Source organism: Flavobacterium hercynium (assembly GCF_002217285.1).
GTDB classification, from domain to species: domain Bacteria; phylum Bacteroidota; class Bacteroidia; order Flavobacteriales; family Flavobacteriaceae; genus Flavobacterium; species Flavobacterium hercynium.
Genome location: NZ_MUGW01000013.1, coordinates 17,431 through 34,254 on the forward strand (window position 1 = coordinate 17,431; position 16,824 = coordinate 34,254).

Sequence of the window (16,824 nt, forward strand, 5' to 3'; positions counted from 1 at the left end):
TTTTCCATTATTTTTATTGGGGGATTGGGAAAATTATAGATTAAATGATTGAAAAATTTAATGATTGAAAGATTAAATAATCTATGCTGAAAAACTACAATTAAACAACTTAACGATTAACCGATTAAACCTTTTTTCAGGAGCTAATCCTGCTATCCGCTACAATCTTTTGTTCCGCTAAAGAAGCGTCACAAAAGGATTTCCGCTTCTATCAGGGCTAGGACATTCGTGTTTTAAAAAGTGATGTTTTTAATGTATTCCTAAAAAGTCATTAATTACATGAACTGTAAACATATATAGGCCTTGCTCCCATTTGATAAGACGTAAACGTTCCCTTATTTGATAATCTTAACGTGAAATTTTCCTTTTTACGGGCGTCATAAAACTCGATTTCTCGAATTTTAATTTTTTTAGAAAGCGCTGTAGCAGAATCGATCTTGTAACTTGTAAACGAAAATGGTTTGTCTCCAAAATCGCAATACGTCAATTCTTTTTTATCAAAATCAATATATCCTTTGTTTTCTATGTCACAAAACCTCTTGTTTTCTGCTAAAAATGCTTCAACCTCCGTTTTAGTATCAATTTTAATAAATTCTTTTTCCGGCTCCGTAAACATAACATCATCGACCGTATCCTGACTAATGGCTACTAATTGCTTTTTGTCTTTATAAATTCTAAAATACAAAGTCAAAACTCTGCTACCGTCTTTAGACATTGCATCTGCTCTGTAATTACAGGTCTTTTCAAGAATTCTGTACGGTTTTTTATCTTCATCAGATCGATTACTATAATCATCTTGGAAATCATCTAAACTGAATTTGTTTTTGTAATCCCTGTAAAAAAATCCCGTTTTCGCGAATTCAGTATCTCCAATATATTCCGGAAACTTCTCAAAAAATATAGCATCAGAAATTTTAAAATCGAACCATTCAATCCAATCATCAATTACAGTAGAAAAACTCAAAATAGGATAAACTCCATCTTTAGCAAATATTGCCAAACCATCATTTTTATCTACAAACCGATTAATTTTTGAAGCCTTGTTGGTATTAAATTCTTTTATAAAAGTACTTAAAAACAATTCTACATCCTTTTTAGAACATGCCGTAGTATCAAAAAACACCTCATTTTCAACAACTGTCGAATCTTCTTTTACTGCTAACTCCGTTTCTTTAACCAAAGATTCTGCCGCAACTTTTTTCTCTTCTGGATAAAAAAATTGCGCCAGACCGCAAACTACTACCAATACACAAAATATTTTCACAGAGTGCTTGTACGAAACTTGCATAATATTGTGTCTTTTTAAAAGAACTAGTTATTGGTTATATCCAAATCGTTTTAGCATATTGGCATTGCTTCTCCAGTTTTTATTCACTTTTACATAAAGTTCAATGTGAATTTGTTTTCCGAAGAATTTCTCTAAATCAATACGAGAATCCATACCTACTTTTTTCAAAGCGGCACCTTTGTGTCCAATGATAATTCCTTTTTGCGTTTCGCGCTCCACCATAATCACAGAACGAATTCTGATAATTTTTTCGTCCTCAAAAAACTCTTCTGTAACGATTTCAACCGCATACGGAATCTCTTTGCTGTAATTCAACAAGATTTTTTCACGAATGGTTTCGTTTACAAAGAAACGTTCCGGTTTATCTGTTAATTGATCTTTTGGATAATATGCTGGTGATTCTGGCAGTAATTCAATGATTCTTCCAAAAACTTCCGGTACATTAAAATTCTGTAAAGCAGAGATTGGGAAAATTTCAGCATTTGGCACTTTCGCTGTCCAAAACGCTACCTGCTCCTCTAATTGTTCCTGATTTGAATTGTCAATTTTATTCAACAATAACAAAACCGGAATTTTAGCGTGTATGATTTTATTAAAAAAAGCTTCGTCCTTTAAGTCCTGCTCGCCTATCTCGACCATGTAAACTAAAATATCAGCATCTTCGAAAGCCGATTTTACAAAGTTCATCATCGACTCCTGCATTTCATAAGCGGGTTTAATGATTCCGGGCGTATCCGATAATATAAGTTGAAAATCCTCGCCATTTACGATTCCAAGAATACGATGGCGTGTTGTTTGTGCTTTTGATGTAATGATCGATAATCTTTCCCCAACAAAGGCGTTCATCAATGTTGATTTTCCAACGTTTGGATTCCCGATGATGTTTACAAAACCTGCTTTATGTGACATTTGTGAATTATTTAATGCGCAAAGGTAATCATATCAACTCAATACAGAAAATAAAACATTTTTTAAAGTTTTCATTGGATTTCTCAAATATCGGCGTATCTTTGCACCCGAAACATCGCGGGATAGAGCAGTAGGCAGCTCGTCGGGCTCATAACCCGAAGGTCACAGGTTCGAGTCCTGTTCCCGCTACTAAGACAAAGCTTCAGAGAAATCTGGAGCTTTTTTTTATTATTATTTTTCCTGATTTAGATTGCGGGTACCAAGTCAGAGACGTTCACAAAGCTTTCTAAAAGAATACTTCGGGCAGCGAGTTTGGGAGTAAATTAAGCCCATTATTCGGATCTGCCAAATCTTCCAAATACAAAAATAACTTTTTATTAAGCCTAATGCCCAAATTGCTTGTAGCGTGTGTTAGCGGTAGTTATTTTCTATGCGTTGTTTTAAACTTTTTATTTTTTTATTGATTGAATAAAATATTCCAACGAAAACTAAAAACACAATGATTTTTAGAAATAATGAAAGCACCAAATTCGAAGGATAAATTCCAATTTCGTTATACATTGTCCAAGAACTTGGGAGATAATCTCTATGAAATGATGTAATTATTATAATCATTCTTTCTATTGACAGCATCAATAAAATACTAAATAATATTCGCAGAAAAATGTTTCCCCTAATAGTTTTGAATCGCAACAATTGGGTGATTATTACCCAAAGTAAAGGTTGAGTCCAAAATCCAAACCAATATTTTCCAAACATTCTATTCAAAAGTTCGATTTTGTATTCTTGGTTCAGAATATTTAATTCAACTAATATTCCGATAATCCATAGTATTAAATACAGTATTCCAATGAAGGAAATAAAGCGATTAGATTCTTCATCAATATTTTTGAGAATTGGTTTTCTAATAAAGATTGAGGAAATGAAGTATAGGAAAGTGAATAACCCAAAAGCTGTAAAAAAATCTATTTGAATTAGTTGTAATGTGAAAATTATTTCTTCTATCATTATTATGTCATTGAGTTTTTCATTCAGCGGGTTAATTACCGTTAACGTTCTGGCACTACAGCGGGTTTGGGACTAAATTAAGTCCTATTTTCGGATTTGCCAAATCATCCCAAATAAAAAAACTAACTTTCCATTAAAGCAATTGCCCAAATCCGTTATAGTTGCTGTTGTGCGATCACTTTTTTAAAATTTTATACTATCTCGTTGGCATGAATACCTTGAAAGTTCTATAGGAGTGTATTTTTCTTGTTTTAATTTAACATTTGACATATCATATACGCCGTTATCTATTTCTTTTGCTCCAACACCAATATACGGATTTGTATTTATATATATAATTTTGAATACTTTATCTGCTTTTTTACAAATTGGACAAATTACTTTACCTTTTAAATTTAGTTTGTACTTTACTGGTAGTGAAAATGCTAGATTTAAGGAATCTGTTTGGATATTTACTATTCTTTTTAGAAATATTGTGTCACTCCCAATTCCTATGCAATAAAAATCAATCTTATCATTCGTCTTTGAAATAAATTTCAATTTGAATTTACCAAAAGTGTCTGTTATTGTTTCAGCTAAAATAAGGTTATTAGTTTTTACCAAAATTCTCAATCGAGAAACATTGATTTCAGATTTTTTAGGTTTCAATTTACCGAAAATTTCCACTGAATTTTGACCGCATGTAAAGCTTAGTAGAATTAGAGCAACTAAAATTGAACTTATAAGCTTTATTAGTATTTTCATTTAATATATTTTATTAAGTTTCGCTCAGTTAAAGTGTCGCACAACGTTCTGTCGCTTGGCGAGGTTGGGGATTAAAGATGCGGGATTTTTCGGTTAAAGACAAATTTTGCAAATACAAAACCATTTTTCCATTAAGCCTAATGCCCAAATTGCTTATAGCATATGTTGGTGGCAGTTTCTATTTTGTCCGTTTTGCTTCTATCTTTTGTCCGTCCTGTAATAAAAATAAATTTGAAATTTCTCCTTTTTCGTTCTTTTCAAACTGAATTTGTGCATTTACTACTTTGTAGAAAAATAACATTTCACTTTCTGCAAATATCGGGAACGCATTTTGTTTTGTTAATTGTGAAAAAAGTTGGTCTTTATCTAATGAAATTTTGATTTCATAATCTTTTTTAACTTCATAAGTCCCCACAAACTTTTGAAGTTCTTCAGTTGTAATACTAATTTCTTTTCTGATTTTTTCAACAGGCAATGGTTTATTATATAGAATACTTCTAATTGCTTTAGAAGGAATTGAAACGTTGCTGTGATTTTGAAGTATTATTATTGTCTTATCATTTGTAAGATGTCTATCGATAAAAGTTACATAACCTGGCCAACCTCCATCATGGTTTGCAATTTTTCCAAAATCAGCACTTTCTTCAATTCCCCAACCAAAACCATAATTTCTTTTAGCTCCGTCTTTTAAAGTTGCTAATTCAAAAACGGCTTTCATTCCCTCTTTTGTGAGTAGTTTATTGGTATATAATGCTCTATCCCAAATCAATAAATCGTTTACAGTTGAATTAACTGATCCGTCTCCAACAACACCATCAAGCCAAATAACGATTTTAGTTTCTTTCAATTCCTCTGGTAAAACATATTTTTTCAAACTATCTGAGTAAACATAACCAAAAGCATAATTGTCAATTTTCTTTGGCGATAATCTACGATTGTACACAAAGGTATTTTTCATTTTCAAAGGTTGGAAAATAGCTGTTTTTAGGTATTCAGCGTATGTCAAACCCGATGCTTTCTCAATTATTGATGCCAATAGTGTATAGCCCGTGTTGCTATATTCCCATTTAGTATTTGGCTCAAATAATAATTTTGGTTGATGTTTACTAAATATAGTAATTATGTCTTTGTTAGTGGCAATTTTAGATTTATCAAATAAACTATCCATAAGCTGCATATAGTTTGGCAGACCTCCGGTATGATTTAATAAGTTTCTTATAGTTACACCTTTATAAAAAGAAAGTTCTGGTAAGTATTTATTGATGTCATCGTCCAGATTCAATTTCCCTTTTTCTTTAAGTATCATTATCCCCATAGCTGTGAACTGCTTTGAGCAAGATGCCAATTCAAAAATCGAATTTTCGTTCAATTTTTCTTTTGTTGTTTCGTTTGCAAGTCCAAAACTGTGGCTATAAATAACTTTGCCTTTTTCTGCAATTAGAACATTTCCATTGATTTTCTCTTTTGAATAAAGAGAATTAAGTAAACTGTCAATTTTTTGAATTCTGTCTTGTCCAAATGTAAAGTGTCCAATTAAAAGAAGTCCGATTGTAATTGTTAATTTCATTTTTTATTTCTGGTTAATTAATGTAGGTATTAGGTATCTCACAATTGCAACAAACTTATTTATATGCGTGATAAACTTCAATATATTATTATCAAATATATACTTTTTCACTTCACTTTGTATCACACGAAAGTAGTATTGCGGAAGCGAAGGATAAATTAACTGTAAATTTTATTTTCTATTTCGATCTCCAAAATTCAACCTTTTTTCTATAAATTAACAGTGCGTTTCTATTAAATCGGTTGAGTTCCTATTTTTTATTGTTTAGCGACTATAAAAAGACAAAATCCAATCTGCGTATCTTGTATCATAACCATTATTTATATTAGATTTTTAAGTAACAATTATTTTTCAATGTCTACAAAATATTTTATTTTTTTGAGTTTAATATCATTATTTTTTTCTTGTGATAATAATGATGATCTTGTTATTGATACAAATGTTACTGATCCTATTTTGATTGAAGTAAATAAATTAAGAATAACCGGATGTAAGTGTGGAGACGAAGATATGCCGCCTGTACCCGAACTAGTAAGTAACTCAATATTAGCTCAGACTGCAGTTAATTATGCTCATGATATGTATGTACGAAATTATTTTTCTCATATATCACCAGAAGGCACAAGTCCTGTTCAAAGAGCTAGTATATTAGGTTATACAGGAAATTACGTAGGAGAAGTAATTGCTCGAAATTATGATAATCCTGTAAATGTTGTAACTGGATGGAAGAATAGCATAGACCACTGCAAAGCCATGATGGACAGTACTTATGTTGAAATAGGAGCAGGAAAATCCGGTAATGTATGGGTTGCTAATTTAGGAAAATAAAGTAATCTAGTCTCCTATCCTCCTTTACGCTTATTTATACAAAAAATCTTCAACTTACAAATTACTTCGTTTAGGCTTCCTGTTAATTATGAAATTCGCATTTTTCCTGCTTTAATTATAGTCATTTTAACCATAACCAAATAAGATTAGTACTTTTAAAAATGAAATTAGCGTTTTTTTATAATAATAATTTAAAAATTACATCTTCTGTAATAAAATACTTAAACAAATAACCAAATATCAATATCTTAGTACATCCCTTATTTATCAACTATCAAACTACTAATTTATGAAGAAAACTCTTTTATTTGCTGCATTATGCAGTATGTTTATCAGTTGCGAAGCAACCGATGTTAACAACGAAGCTGAAGTTAAAGCAAACTGGTCATCATCTGCTCAATATGCAAACTGGTCAAATGGCGGTTATACTGTGTATAATAATATCTGGGGCTCTGGAGCTGGCAGCCAGTCTATATGGGCAAACAGTTACAGTCAATGGGGAGTTTGGGCAAATCACCCTAACACGGATGGAATTAAATCATACCCAAATTCTACCAAATATATTGGTAAAGTACTTAGTAAAATAAACACGCTTACTACTAGTTTTAATGCAACTACTCCTTCAGGAGGTGCTTGGGAAACCTCTTATGACATCTGGGATGTTGCTAAAGCGCATGAAATAATGCTATGGATGAATTATACCGGAAATGCAAATGGCACGGGTAATGTAAAACCAATTTCATACAATTATTCAGCGACTGGGGCTGCAATTGCAGTGTTTACTAATGAAACTATTGGTGGTCATACCTGGAATGTATACAGAGGAAATAACGGCTCTAATAATGTATATTCATTTTTACGCACTACAAAAACAAATAGCGGTACTATCGATGTCAAAGCGATTTTGAATTGGATAAAATCTAAGGGATGGATTGGTGATATCAATGTTGGTGATGTACAATTCGGGTTTGAAATTACATCGTCTTACGGCACAAATGCAAACGGATTAAATTATACCTGCAACAGTTATTCTGTTACCAGCAACTAATTTTTTTCTTTTTAATATTAAATAAAAGCCTGCAAAATAGATACTTCGCAGGCTTTACCATTTTTATAATAACTTTGACGGAGTTGTGAACTAAATGATTTACATTAGTTTTTTACAATATTACAATTAAGATGCTAATGCAAAATCGCATGATAATCATCAAAAAAACTGATGAAATATTGGAATGCTTCCCCCTATTAAAACAATATTTTATTTAGATCAAAAATGCGAAATCAGAGATATTCGCACAGCTCCAAAAATTATTTCATTAACAATTTATATTTTAATTTAGCATCATTGTCTTCCGGCTCTTTTTGCATGTATAACTTTAGATATTCAATCGCTTGTTTTTTTTGACCTGAAACTCTGTATGCTTCACTTATATAATAATAACCATAAGTTGAGTTTGGAAAAAGATGATTATTTAACTTAAATAAATCTATTGCCTGATTCGTCTTTTTTTCGAACAATAGTTTATAACCATATCTTTCAACAAGGCTTTCTCTTACTGAATGTTTCTTTAAATTTTGTTCTACTTCCTTAATGCCGGCTTCATAACCTTTATCGCATACTGTTTTAATTACCTGTTTAGTGTAAAAAAAATTATCCATTGAAGGTGTTGAACCCGCTAATTGCTTTTTAATTAGATTACTTACTTCCCAATAATTTTCGACTTCTCCATTTGTCAGAATAACAACTGTATAGCCCAAATCCGGATAAATCATTAGTTCACAAGCAATGCCATCATGCCCGCCAGTATGTCCAATAACGCGATGTCCGTTTATTATATCTTCCATAAAGCCGTATCCATACATTCCATCTCTAAATTTCACTCTGCCGGCAGTGTAAATAGCTGTACTTTCTTTGCTAAGTAAACGATTGTTTTGTAAAGCATTGGCGAAATTCAACAAATCGTCAACTGTTGAATAGCCTCCACCCGCAGGAGTTCCCTTTGCTAAATTGGAGAAAATATTGTTTTTCCATTGTCCAGGTTCTTCCAATGACATTGTATAGCCTGTAGCTAAATTTGGAATAGCATTGTTCAATTCGTAAGCATCGGTATTAATCATTTTTGCAGGCTTGTATATATGCTCTTTTACGTAATCAAAATAATCCTGACCCGACACTTTTTCAATGATTAATCCTAAAACCATATATCCGGAATTACTGTAATAGAAGTCACTGCCTGGAACAAAGGATAGTTTTGCGTTAGCAAACAAGGGAAGGTAATCAGAAACTGTTTTGAATTTTTCTTTTGCAACCTTGTCGTATTCCTCCCAAAAACTGTTCATTCCAGAAGTGTGCGTTAATAATTGATGGATTGTTACAGAGTCGGCAACCGCTTTATTCGGATAATCTAAAAGATATTTACCGACTTTATCCTGAAGCGAAATTTTGCCTGCTTCTACCAATTGCATAATAGCCATTCCTGTGAACATCTTGTTTATGGACGCTAAGTTGAACTTCGTGTCCGGTTTATTTTTAACGCTGTCCGGTAAATTGGCAAAACCAAATGCTTCTCGATATATTGGCTTTCCATTTTTTGCAATTAGAACAACTCCACTTAAATTATTTTCTTTTTCAAGATTTTTTAATTGAGACTTTATCGGATCGACTATACTTTTCAAATTTTGTGAGTTAACCACAATAGGTTGTAAAAGAGCTGTGAAGAAGATTGCGGTAATAAAATATAGTTGACGGGTTGTCATAGCGGTATCGATTTATGATTAAGTGGCAAAAGTACTTTACTCGTAAAATCAAAAATTGTACAAATGTAAACCTGGCTATAAAAACAGCCAGTGAATTTGCTTTTTTTCCAGCGCAGTCGTTTTATTAAAAAAGACTTTAGGAGAGAACCCAGTCAATGATTTGAATTCTCTTATCATGTGGGACTGGTCAAAGTAATCAACAGAATACGTAATATCGGTTAAGTTGTTTCTTGCGCTATTTGATGCATATTTATTTACGGCATTTCTAAATCGTAGTATTTTTTTGAATTCAGATGGTGTTTTGCAGATGTATCTGCCAAAGTGTTTGTTTAATGTGGTACGCGAAATAGCATTTTTTTTGCATAGTTCTGTAATGGTTAAAGCACCATTTTCTTCACTCATAATTTCAGACAAAACAGTTTCAAGGAAATTATGCTGAAACCCTGTTAACTTGGATAACCAATAATTTTCAAGAGCTTTAATTTTTTCAGTATCCTTTTGCAAAGAAAGAATTTCAATCATCGTTTTTCTATAATCTTCAAAAGGTGAAAATTCAGAAAAGCTTGAGCTGTTGTAATGGTTTAATTCATGCTTCAAGAACGAATTAATAGCTAACGGCTTAAAATAGATGGTAATTTCTTTTATTTCTCCTTTGTACTCGACATACACGGGTTTATCGAAATTAGACACCAAATTTGTTTCAAGCTTATTGTCATCGCATTGCCCGATGATTAATTTATTTCCTTTATTAATCGTTTTTGATTTTTCACTTATGGAAACAATGGTAAAAATAGATGGAAAGGTTATGTACTTGGCAGGTTCTTCTTCTGCTGTATGTGTGAGTATGTAAATACACTCAATGTATTTTTTAAGTAAAGGATTTAAAGGGGAATAAACTTTTATTTTCATATTTGAATTCTTCCCGCTACTTAGACAAAAGATTCAGAGAAATGTGGAGCTTTTGTCGTTTAAACGATGTTTGATTTAAATTACGAATGTGATCAGAGACGTTCGCACAGCTTTCGTGAGAACTCTTCGGGGAGCGAAATTCCTTTATAGTTTACTTTTTAAATCTAGCATTCCATGAAGAATTCTTGCGATTTCTATTTCGTTCTTTGATATAATTGAGTAGAAGATAATATGTTCACCTGATTTAAAACCTAATATTCCTTTCGTTACTATATCATAGTTTCTGCCTAGTTCTGGATTATTTGCTAAATCATCGCATGATGCCATAAGTAAATCATAATACTTTTCAGCTTGCATTTCAGACCAGGTTTTGATTGTATAATCCCAAATTTCAGATAAATCATCAACAGCTTTATTTGTTAAATAATATTTAGCCATTTGATTATTTTCTTGCTTTTAAAACTTTAAGATGTTTTTTAGCATCAAAATCTATTGCACGACCACTCTCGATTCCATCATTGATCGCTTTTCTTAAGACTACAATTTTATTTTCCTCCTCTTCCAAAAGACGAAGACCGGCTCTGACAACTTCACTTGCGTTATTAAATCTTCCATCATTTACACTCTGTTCGATAAAACTTTCGAAATGATTACCAAGCGATATAGAGGTATTTCTTCCCATATTTTTTTTAGCTAAGTTACCAAAAAATGGTAACTTTTCAAATTATTACGATTCTTTTTGGAATCTCATAGCGGAACTTACGTCGAAACGACATACTTGGTGTAAATTTACTAAATCAGCAGATCCCCTCCTATCTCATCTTGCTTGTGAATACATTACTTTCTCGTCCTGAAAAAAATCAAATATTTACATTTACCTAAATAAAGCATTATGTTCACAAGCAAGATACTGGAGCCAACAGGAGGTTGCGTCCCGTTTTTATTTATTCTCTTGCTTGTCAATTTCTTTTATAATTTCTCCTGCTTGCTTAATAGCGTCTGCATACGTTTTTTTACTGGATTGGGTAAAATTATCAATACCTGATAAAATAATCTTTGTCTTCTTTTTTAGTAAAGCTGCATATATATCCTCATCTTCTTTGCCATTTATTAACAAATCTACATACCTTGAAGTTAGTTTTTCGTATGACTTTTCTGTATACGCTATTTCTGGAATTGTTTGTTGATAATACTTCAAAATCTTATTTCTTATTTCTTGATTTTCTATAGTATTTATTTTTCCGCTAGATTTAAAACCTTCATATCGTCCATTATTAACTAATGTATTGATGAAATTTGTGCCTGAATTAATTTGTTTATTATTGGCTTTAATACTATCTATTTTTTGTGGTGTAATATGCAAAACAAATGATATTTGTTGTTGCGTATTATTTAATGTCTTTCTTGAATCTTCCAGATTTGAAATATCATTTTGTAAATCTTCTTTCAACCCAGTTAAAAATGTTTGTGCATCTTTATGCTGATGTCTTTCTTCGCTCCAAGAGTGAAGCCAGATCGAAAGCGATACTGCAAATACAATAATTAAAATTTCAGTAAGTACTTCTTTTACTTTTTCTTTGAAAGAATGTTCTTTATTACTCATAGCAGAATGTATTTTTTTTGAATGTTTTATTATTTCGTCTTGCATATTTTGATGTTGTAATTTTAAATGTTGATTTCTCCTCGCTTGTACGTAAAATAGATTTACACTCAATACGTGCACGGAGCAATGACCTCAACTCTATTTTATAATTTTTATTGTTTTAGTTAATTTACCATTGCTACTCAGTTTTAGAAAATAAATTCCCTTTGCTAAATTATTAGAAAGATTTAAAGCCTGAGTTGTAGAACCTTCTGCATAAGATTTATTTTTGATCAGACTAGAAACTAATATTCCTTTTGCATCATATAAATCTACCGAAAGATTTATTGCTTTTTGCAATTGTAAGTTAAGCACAGGAAACTCGTTTACCGGATTCGGACTTACATTAATAACGGTGCTATTTACAGTAAAATTATCTGTTGACAACACTTTCTTTGAATTGTTTACCCTGGCAATAACCTGATCATATTTTTGACCTATCATTACAATTTTATCATCAGGCTGAATTAACATTGTTTGAAAATAATCATGTCCTGCACCAAAATTAGTACTAAAATAACCATTGGTCCCAAATGAAGTATTTAGAACCCCATCTAAGCTATACGATTCTAAAGCAAAATCGTAATTACTGGTTGGCCCTACACCATAGCCTACAATTAATTCATTTTTAGAATCAATAGCGATATCGTCTCCAAAACTTGATATATTGTTACCAAATTCTTTAACAATTCTACCGTTGACACCAAAAGACGTATCTACCACACCATTAGAATCGTATTTACCAATAAATGCATTATACTTTGTACCATTAAATGATGCACCTGCCACATAAATATGATTGTCTTTTGAAACCACACAGTTGTTTAATAATGCAATTTGATTAAATTTTTCTTCAATAATACCATTGCCTTTTGATCCAAAACTAGTAATAACCTTACCTGTAGCATCATATTTAGCCATTAAAAAATTCGATATTATCAAATTGTATCCTACAGCTATAACATTTTCATTGTCTATGAACTTAATATCTTTTAAAACACCCCTGCTCATATTTGGAGTCTGTACGAATCCATTTGTACCATATGTTGTATCAATACTCCCATCTGAATTAAAACGTGCAAGCCCAAATGTTTGAAGTTCTGGATTATTAAGTGAAAATGTTCCTCCAACAATAATTTTACCATCTGCTTGCAATAAAATTGTGCTTCCGGACTGTGAATTTTTCAAAGGTGCTGTTGCAATACCATCTCCATCAAAAGTAGAATCAAGCGTGCCATCTTCGTTATAACGTATAAGCATAATATCCGATTCACTTACGCCATTAACCTTATTTTCGGTAGTTCCTACAACTACAATTTTACCATCTGGCTGGATTGCGATTGCTCCTGAACCAAAATCTTTTCCACCCAGAATCGTAGTAGCACCAACACGATCAAAACTGCTATCCAAATCTCCATTAGGCAGATACCTAACGATCACAAATTTCGAACTTTTTTCGAAGGGAGTAGCGGTGCCAATAACTATAATTTTACCATCTGACTGCAAAGCAGCATTCATAACGTGACTTGCTCCTCCAAAATTATTGGAAATTTGACCTCCAATTCCAAAAGTTTCATCTAGTGTTCCTTCCTGAGCAGAAATAGTATTTGTAAATAAAAAGGACAGCATTAGAGCGCTAATACTATAGAGTAAAGTTTTTTTCATAAATTTTGTTTTAGGTATTTGATTGCCAAAGGGCGATTTGTGGCTTTTATTTTAGTACGCTGCTTACTTCAACGACTTCAAAATCGTCATTATTTTGCAGCAAGTGTTTTAATATAGGAATATGTCCTTGTCCAAAAATTAAAACAACGTATTTGTCCGAAGGATCAACCTGAGTTACGATATTGGCATAAATAGCAAGGTTTCTTAAATACCAATCTGAAACAGATTCTGCTCCTGCAAAGTTTTTACCTGCCCCAATCTTTGCCATAAATTTTAAATAAATTGACAAATTTCTCTTTAATTCTTCAGGTTTATTGATGTGTTTTAAAACTTCGGTTATGGTACCTTTTTTCAACTGATCATCATAATCACTTATCAGTCCTTTTGCGGTGGTTCCTAAATCTTTCAGCAAATAAAGTTCATTATTTTCTTTTGCAGTCGCAACCATCAGACTATCACGCATTCCGTAGAATTTGTCTATACAGTTTACTTGCTTTAATTTTATTTTTTTAGCTAACCTAAACCCAATTTGTTCTCTTTCTGAAACGGGAAGTTTATACTGATCTTTTACATACAAGGTATACAAGCTATCGCTGGAACGCTGATCTTTAATTGGTCTTTCAATCATCACTTTAGTCGCTTTTGTTTTAGCAAGCACATTCGTTAAATCTTCTAACTCACTTTGTCGCTTAGCACTTAAAAAATCGTCTACTTTTAGTTCATATTGATCTGTATGCGGGGTTTCAAAATGAATAGTTCCTATTAGTAAAATTTTGGTTTTGGGTTTAGATGCTTGTCCAAAAGTTGTAGTTGCAATGAAAAACGTAATTAAAAATGTAGAAATTGTTTTAATGAAAGTCATTATTTAGTTTGTTTTTGGTTATTATAGTCCCTCTAAATTGCCGCCCCTTCATTTATAAGCGTGATAATTTTCACACATTATTCAGCTTCAAATATATACTTTTTTCATTATACTTTATTATCCGTATTTTTTATTTTACAGGATTTTTTTGACAGATAAAATGAGTGTGGAGATGTAAATAATAAGTAAGAGACACTTATACGAAGTAGGTGATATTCTTGTAGCTTTTGTGAGAACTCTTCGAAGAGCAAAAGTATCTTGAAGAAAACAAAACTACATTTTGTTTAATTCTAAAATTGGTTTTTCTCCTAATATAACAAATGTAGTTCTATTACATCCTCCAAATAAATTTGCCATTATGTAAAAAACATATTTATTAGTTTTTATTTTCAACAAACTAATCTTATTGGAGAGTTCTCTAGTTTTGAATTCTAATTTCCCTTTGGATATAGTACCTCTTCTCTCTAATATATTTTTGAAAGGTAATTGCTCAGATGTTGATTTACTTAAATTCAATTCGTTTATTAACTCAGTGTTAATTATTATACCATTGTAGATGGATTCGATTTTGTTATCAGACATAAGTACATTTAAATTATCATCATTCAAATCTATAACCTCATATGTTAATTTTTCTTTTTCTTCGTTTACAACATAGAATTCAATTTTAAAAATTCCGGAACCGCAAGCTTGCGAATAAGATTTTACAATAATAAACAGTAAAATAATTAAGAATATTTTTTTCATAAGTCCTACTTTAAAATTTTAATGATAATTTCATTTACAACATCAATTACTTCATTCATTCGATTAATATCACTTTTATTATGAGTTTTTAAATTACCTAAATGAAAATGTCCAACAGGTTTTTTAGATTTAGATCCTCTAACTTTTGTTGCTCTATACATTATTTCATTTGACAGATAATTTCCACCAGAACCATTTTCTTTGTCTTTTTCAATATCATATCGTACAGATAAATTATTTATTGTGATTATATTTTTTTCTTCAAAAATTTTGTCTTTAGGCAATGTGGTCTCTGTATAAATACTATTTATATTTCTTATCAATCTCTCCTCATCTCCGCCTTCACCTATATTCATATTATCAGTACCACCACCTCTAAACTCTATTGCATATTTTTCGATATCAAAAATTGAATTACTTCCGTTTAAACTTGTTGTTATAATCATATCAACTTCATCAATAAACTTTGCAACTATTTTTTCAACAATTCCATTGTCAAAATCTTCATATCTTACTGGAAATATACAAGTTTGTACAAATATATTTGCATCTAATAATTTTAGATTATTCTGAGAATTTAAAGCTACAATTCCTGATGGATTAAAAGTATCTTTTCCAAATTCTAATTGAAACGGATCAAATCCAGTAATCAAAACTTTTTTCTTACTACCACCTTTACTAAAATCTATTCCCGCATAATTTCTGCTTTTTCCTTCAAAAACCTGAATTATTTTGTCTAATTCTGTTCCTTTTTTCACTATGCTTTTTTCAAAATCAATGTCTTCTTCAAAAAGAAAATGACGTTTTATTTGAACTTGCATTTTATTTCTAGCCCAATATAACGGTCTGTCGTCAAGTTTACCAGACTGAACCTGTTTCATTGACATATCCCAAATACATTTTGCATCATGTTCAACTCTAGTTTTTATTTGCTCAATAGTAAGATCTTTTGTGTTGTTTATAAATTCAGAAAAGTCTCTTTCTATTTTTAATATTTCTAAATTGGAACTTATAAAATGATTTTCATAATTACTTTGTAAATCTTTAATCTCTAAATCATTTGTATTAAACAATCCGATTGATTCCTCATAATTCCTTAAATAAGCAATAGGAGCTAGCCAATCTTTTTTTTCAGGAAGTTCAAATGGTATAGCCCTTAATACTCCTTTTACGTAAAAGTTATTCAGATCCTCCGTTTTTATCTCCGTTTTATGCGTTTTATCATTGTATTTTTCTAAGTCCTCACTATACCATAATGGTTTTAATTCAAAAAAATCGGTTTCACAAATATTATCTTTTATTTCTAAATTCCATTTTAGTTTGTCAAGTCCAAAAAAAACCTGATTCATACTTTTAGTTTTTCCTTGAAGATTAAAACTTATTTTTGTACCATCTTCAACCTCTTTGGTAATAATTTTTATTTTTACTTTTTTGCCATATAAAATATCTGTGCCCTTTATTCCTCCAAAGTTTTTAATCAGTGATTGTTTTAAAACGGTGTTTTTGTCATTGATAAATTGAATTTCAATGATTTCAGGATGTTTTTTTTCTATTGAAGCAACATAATCCCCAAAAACAACTCCTTCTTTCCCTGTTAATATTACTTTTTTGTTTGAAACGAGATTAAGATTTCCTTCTGTAGCTGTTATAGTAATTTTTTCTGCTGTTACCGAATAAGTTTTTGCTATTATTGTACTAGTTTTATTAATTTTAACATACATATTTTTAGCTCTTTTGTATATTCCCATAATTTTAAAATTAGTTTTTTTACATTCTCCTATTATTTAACATGAAGATATTTTATATACTTACCTAATGATAAACATATGTTATACAATACATTTTAAAGCTACAATATTATATAAAAAAATAAGATAGAGATTACATTTTTCTTTAAA

At 31.0% G+C, this 16,824-nt stretch carries 16 protein-coding genes and 1 tRNA gene; 3 read left to right on the plus strand and 14 right to left on the minus strand.

The features are described 5' to 3' along the window. Positions 1–271 precede the first annotated feature (271 nt). Both B0A66_RS06430 and era read right to left on the minus strand, forming a co-directional pair. Complete coding sequence (locus B0A66_RS06430) at positions 272–1,288, minus strand: hypothetical protein (protein ID WP_089049032.1); 1,017 nt, start codon at positions 1,286–1,288, stop codon at positions 272–274. 27 nt (positions 1,289–1,315) lie between these two features. Then, on the minus strand, positions 1,316–2,197 hold the full coding sequence (era, locus tag B0A66_RS06435; protein WP_089049033.1) for a GTPase Era: 882 nt from the start codon (positions 2,195–2,197) through the stop codon (positions 1,316–1,318). A gap of 116 nt (positions 2,198–2,313) precedes the next feature. On the opposite strand from era, the gene B0A66_RS06440 reads away from it, so the two are divergent. Then, positions 2,314–2,386: transfer RNA gene (locus tag B0A66_RS06440), tRNA-Met, on the plus strand. 222 nt (positions 2,387–2,608) lie between these two features. Here B0A66_RS06440 and B0A66_RS06445 read toward each other — a convergent pair. From B0A66_RS06445 to B0A66_RS06455, 3 genes are all read right to left on the minus strand, one after another. Next, positions 2,609–3,205: a hypothetical protein gene (locus B0A66_RS06445; protein ID WP_089049034.1), complete on the minus strand. Its 597-nt coding sequence runs from the start codon at positions 3,203–3,205 to the stop codon at positions 2,609–2,611. Positions 3,206–3,388: 183 nt separating this feature from the next. Further along, positions 3,389–3,949 (minus strand): hypothetical protein, encoded by a 561-nt coding sequence (locus B0A66_RS06450; protein ID WP_089049035.1) that lies wholly within the window; start codon positions 3,947–3,949, stop codon positions 3,389–3,391. A gap of 178 nt (positions 3,950–4,127) precedes the next feature. Next, complete coding sequence (locus B0A66_RS06455; RefSeq protein ID WP_089049036.1) at positions 4,128–5,516, minus strand: serine hydrolase; 1,389 nt, start codon at positions 5,514–5,516, stop codon at positions 4,128–4,130. Positions 5,517–5,870: 354 nt separating this feature from the next. Here B0A66_RS06455 and B0A66_RS06460 point away from each other — a divergent pair, with 354 nt between their 5' ends. Both B0A66_RS06460 and B0A66_RS06465 read left to right on the plus strand, forming a co-directional pair. Further along, positions 5,871–6,344, plus strand: coding sequence for a CAP domain-containing protein (locus tag B0A66_RS06460; protein WP_089049037.1), 474 nt, complete (start codon positions 5,871–5,873; stop codon positions 6,342–6,344). 289 nt (positions 6,345–6,633) lie between these two features. Continuing rightward, positions 6,634–7,392 carry a GH12 family glycosyl hydrolase domain-containing protein gene (locus B0A66_RS06465; RefSeq protein ID WP_089049038.1) on the plus strand — a complete coding sequence of 253 codons (759 nt, stop codon included), beginning with the start codon at positions 6,634–6,636 and terminating at the stop codon, positions 7,390–7,392. Between the two features lie 260 nt (positions 7,393–7,652). On the opposite strand, the gene B0A66_RS06470 is transcribed toward B0A66_RS06465, so the two are convergent. From B0A66_RS06470 to B0A66_RS06510, 9 genes are all read right to left on the minus strand, one after another. Then, positions 7,653–9,101, minus strand: a complete 1,449-nt coding sequence (locus B0A66_RS06470) for a serine hydrolase domain-containing protein (RefSeq protein WP_089049039.1) — start codon at positions 9,099–9,101, stop codon at positions 7,653–7,655. A 75-nt stretch (positions 9,102–9,176) separates the two neighbouring features. Continuing rightward, on the minus strand, positions 9,177–10,010 hold the full coding sequence (locus B0A66_RS06475; RefSeq protein ID WP_089049040.1) for a helix-turn-helix domain-containing protein: 834 nt from the start codon (positions 10,008–10,010) through the stop codon (positions 9,177–9,179). A 144-nt stretch (positions 10,011–10,154) separates the two neighbouring features. Next, positions 10,155–10,448: a type II toxin-antitoxin system RelE/ParE family toxin gene (locus B0A66_RS06480; protein ID WP_089049041.1), complete on the minus strand. Its 294-nt coding sequence runs from the start codon at positions 10,446–10,448 to the stop codon at positions 10,155–10,157. Between the two features lie 4 nt (positions 10,449–10,452). Further along, the gene (locus B0A66_RS06485) at positions 10,453–10,692 is read right to left on the minus strand and encodes a type II toxin-antitoxin system ParD family antitoxin (protein ID WP_089049042.1); all 240 of its coding nucleotides are present in this window, start codon (positions 10,690–10,692) and stop codon (positions 10,453–10,455) included. Positions 10,693–10,950: 258 nt separating this feature from the next. Continuing rightward, complete coding sequence (locus tag B0A66_RS06490) at positions 10,951–11,658, minus strand: DUF6090 family protein (RefSeq protein ID WP_089049043.1); 708 nt, start codon at positions 11,656–11,658, stop codon at positions 10,951–10,953. Between the two features lie 93 nt (positions 11,659–11,751). Then, positions 11,752–13,317, minus strand: coding sequence for a T9SS type A sorting domain-containing protein (locus B0A66_RS06495; protein ID WP_089049044.1), 1,566 nt, complete (start codon positions 13,315–13,317; stop codon positions 11,752–11,754). Positions 13,318–13,363: 46 nt separating this feature from the next. Continuing rightward, positions 13,364–14,179, minus strand: coding sequence for a DUF5694 domain-containing protein (locus tag B0A66_RS06500; protein ID WP_089049045.1), 816 nt, complete (start codon positions 14,177–14,179; stop codon positions 13,364–13,366). A 273-nt stretch (positions 14,180–14,452) separates the two neighbouring features. Continuing rightward, a complete protein-coding gene (locus B0A66_RS06505) occupies positions 14,453–14,926 on the minus strand; it encodes a hypothetical protein (protein WP_089049046.1) in 474 nt (157 codons plus the stop codon). A 5-nt stretch (positions 14,927–14,931) separates the two neighbouring features. Continuing rightward, positions 14,932–16,674, minus strand: coding sequence for a C15 family peptidase (locus B0A66_RS06510; protein WP_089049047.1), 1,743 nt, complete (start codon positions 16,672–16,674; stop codon positions 14,932–14,934). Positions 16,675–16,824 lie beyond the last annotated feature (150 nt).

Bases quoted from the DNA above. Each gene is read 5' to 3' on its own strand.
- B0A66_RS06470 (WP_089049039.1), bottom strand. From the start codon at position 9,101: ATGACAACCCGTCAACTATATTTTATTACCGCAATCTTCTTCACAGCT.
- era (WP_089049033.1), bottom strand. From the start codon at position 2,197: ATGTCACATAAAGCAGGTTTTGTAAACATCATCGGGAATCCAAACGTT.
- B0A66_RS06475 (WP_089049040.1), bottom strand. From the start codon at position 10,010: ATGAAAATAAAAGTTTATTCCCCTTTAAATCCTTTACTTAAAAAATAC.
- B0A66_RS06500 (WP_089049045.1), bottom strand. From the start codon at position 14,179: ATGACTTTCATTAAAACAATTTCTACATTTTTAATTACGTTTTTCATT.
- B0A66_RS06495 (WP_089049044.1), bottom strand. From the start codon at position 13,317: ATGAAAAAAACTTTACTCTATAGTATTAGCGCTCTAATGCTGTCCTTT.
- B0A66_RS06430 (WP_089049032.1), bottom strand. From the start codon at position 1,288: ATGCAAGTTTCGTACAAGCACTCTGTGAAAATATTTTGTGTATTGGTA.
- B0A66_RS06450 (WP_089049035.1), bottom strand. From the start codon at position 3,949: ATGAAAATACTAATAAAGCTTATAAGTTCAATTTTAGTTGCTCTAATT.
- B0A66_RS06465 (WP_089049038.1), top strand. From the start codon at position 6,634: ATGAAGAAAACTCTTTTATTTGCTGCATTATGCAGTATGTTTATCAGT.
- B0A66_RS06480 (WP_089049041.1), bottom strand. From the start codon at position 10,448: ATGGCTAAATATTATTTAACAAATAAAGCTGTTGATGATTTATCTGAA.
- B0A66_RS06485 (WP_089049042.1), bottom strand. From the start codon at position 10,692: ATGGGAAGAAATACCTCTATATCGCTTGGTAATCATTTCGAAAGTTTT.
- B0A66_RS06460 (WP_089049037.1), top strand. From the start codon at position 5,871: ATGTCTACAAAATATTTTATTTTTTTGAGTTTAATATCATTATTTTTT.
- B0A66_RS06490 (WP_089049043.1), bottom strand. From the start codon at position 11,658: ATGCAAGACGAAATAATAAAACATTCAAAAAAAATACATTCTGCTATG.
- B0A66_RS06455 (WP_089049036.1), bottom strand. From the start codon at position 5,516: ATGAAATTAACAATTACAATCGGACTTCTTTTAATTGGACACTTTACA.
- B0A66_RS06505 (WP_089049046.1), bottom strand. From the start codon at position 14,926: ATGAAAAAAATATTCTTAATTATTTTACTGTTTATTATTGTAAAATCT.
- B0A66_RS06510 (WP_089049047.1), bottom strand. From the start codon at position 16,674: ATGGGAATATACAAAAGAGCTAAAAATATGTATGTTAAAATTAATAAA.
- B0A66_RS06445 (WP_089049034.1), bottom strand. From the start codon at position 3,205: ATGATAGAAGAAATAATTTTCACATTACAACTAATTCAAATAGATTTT.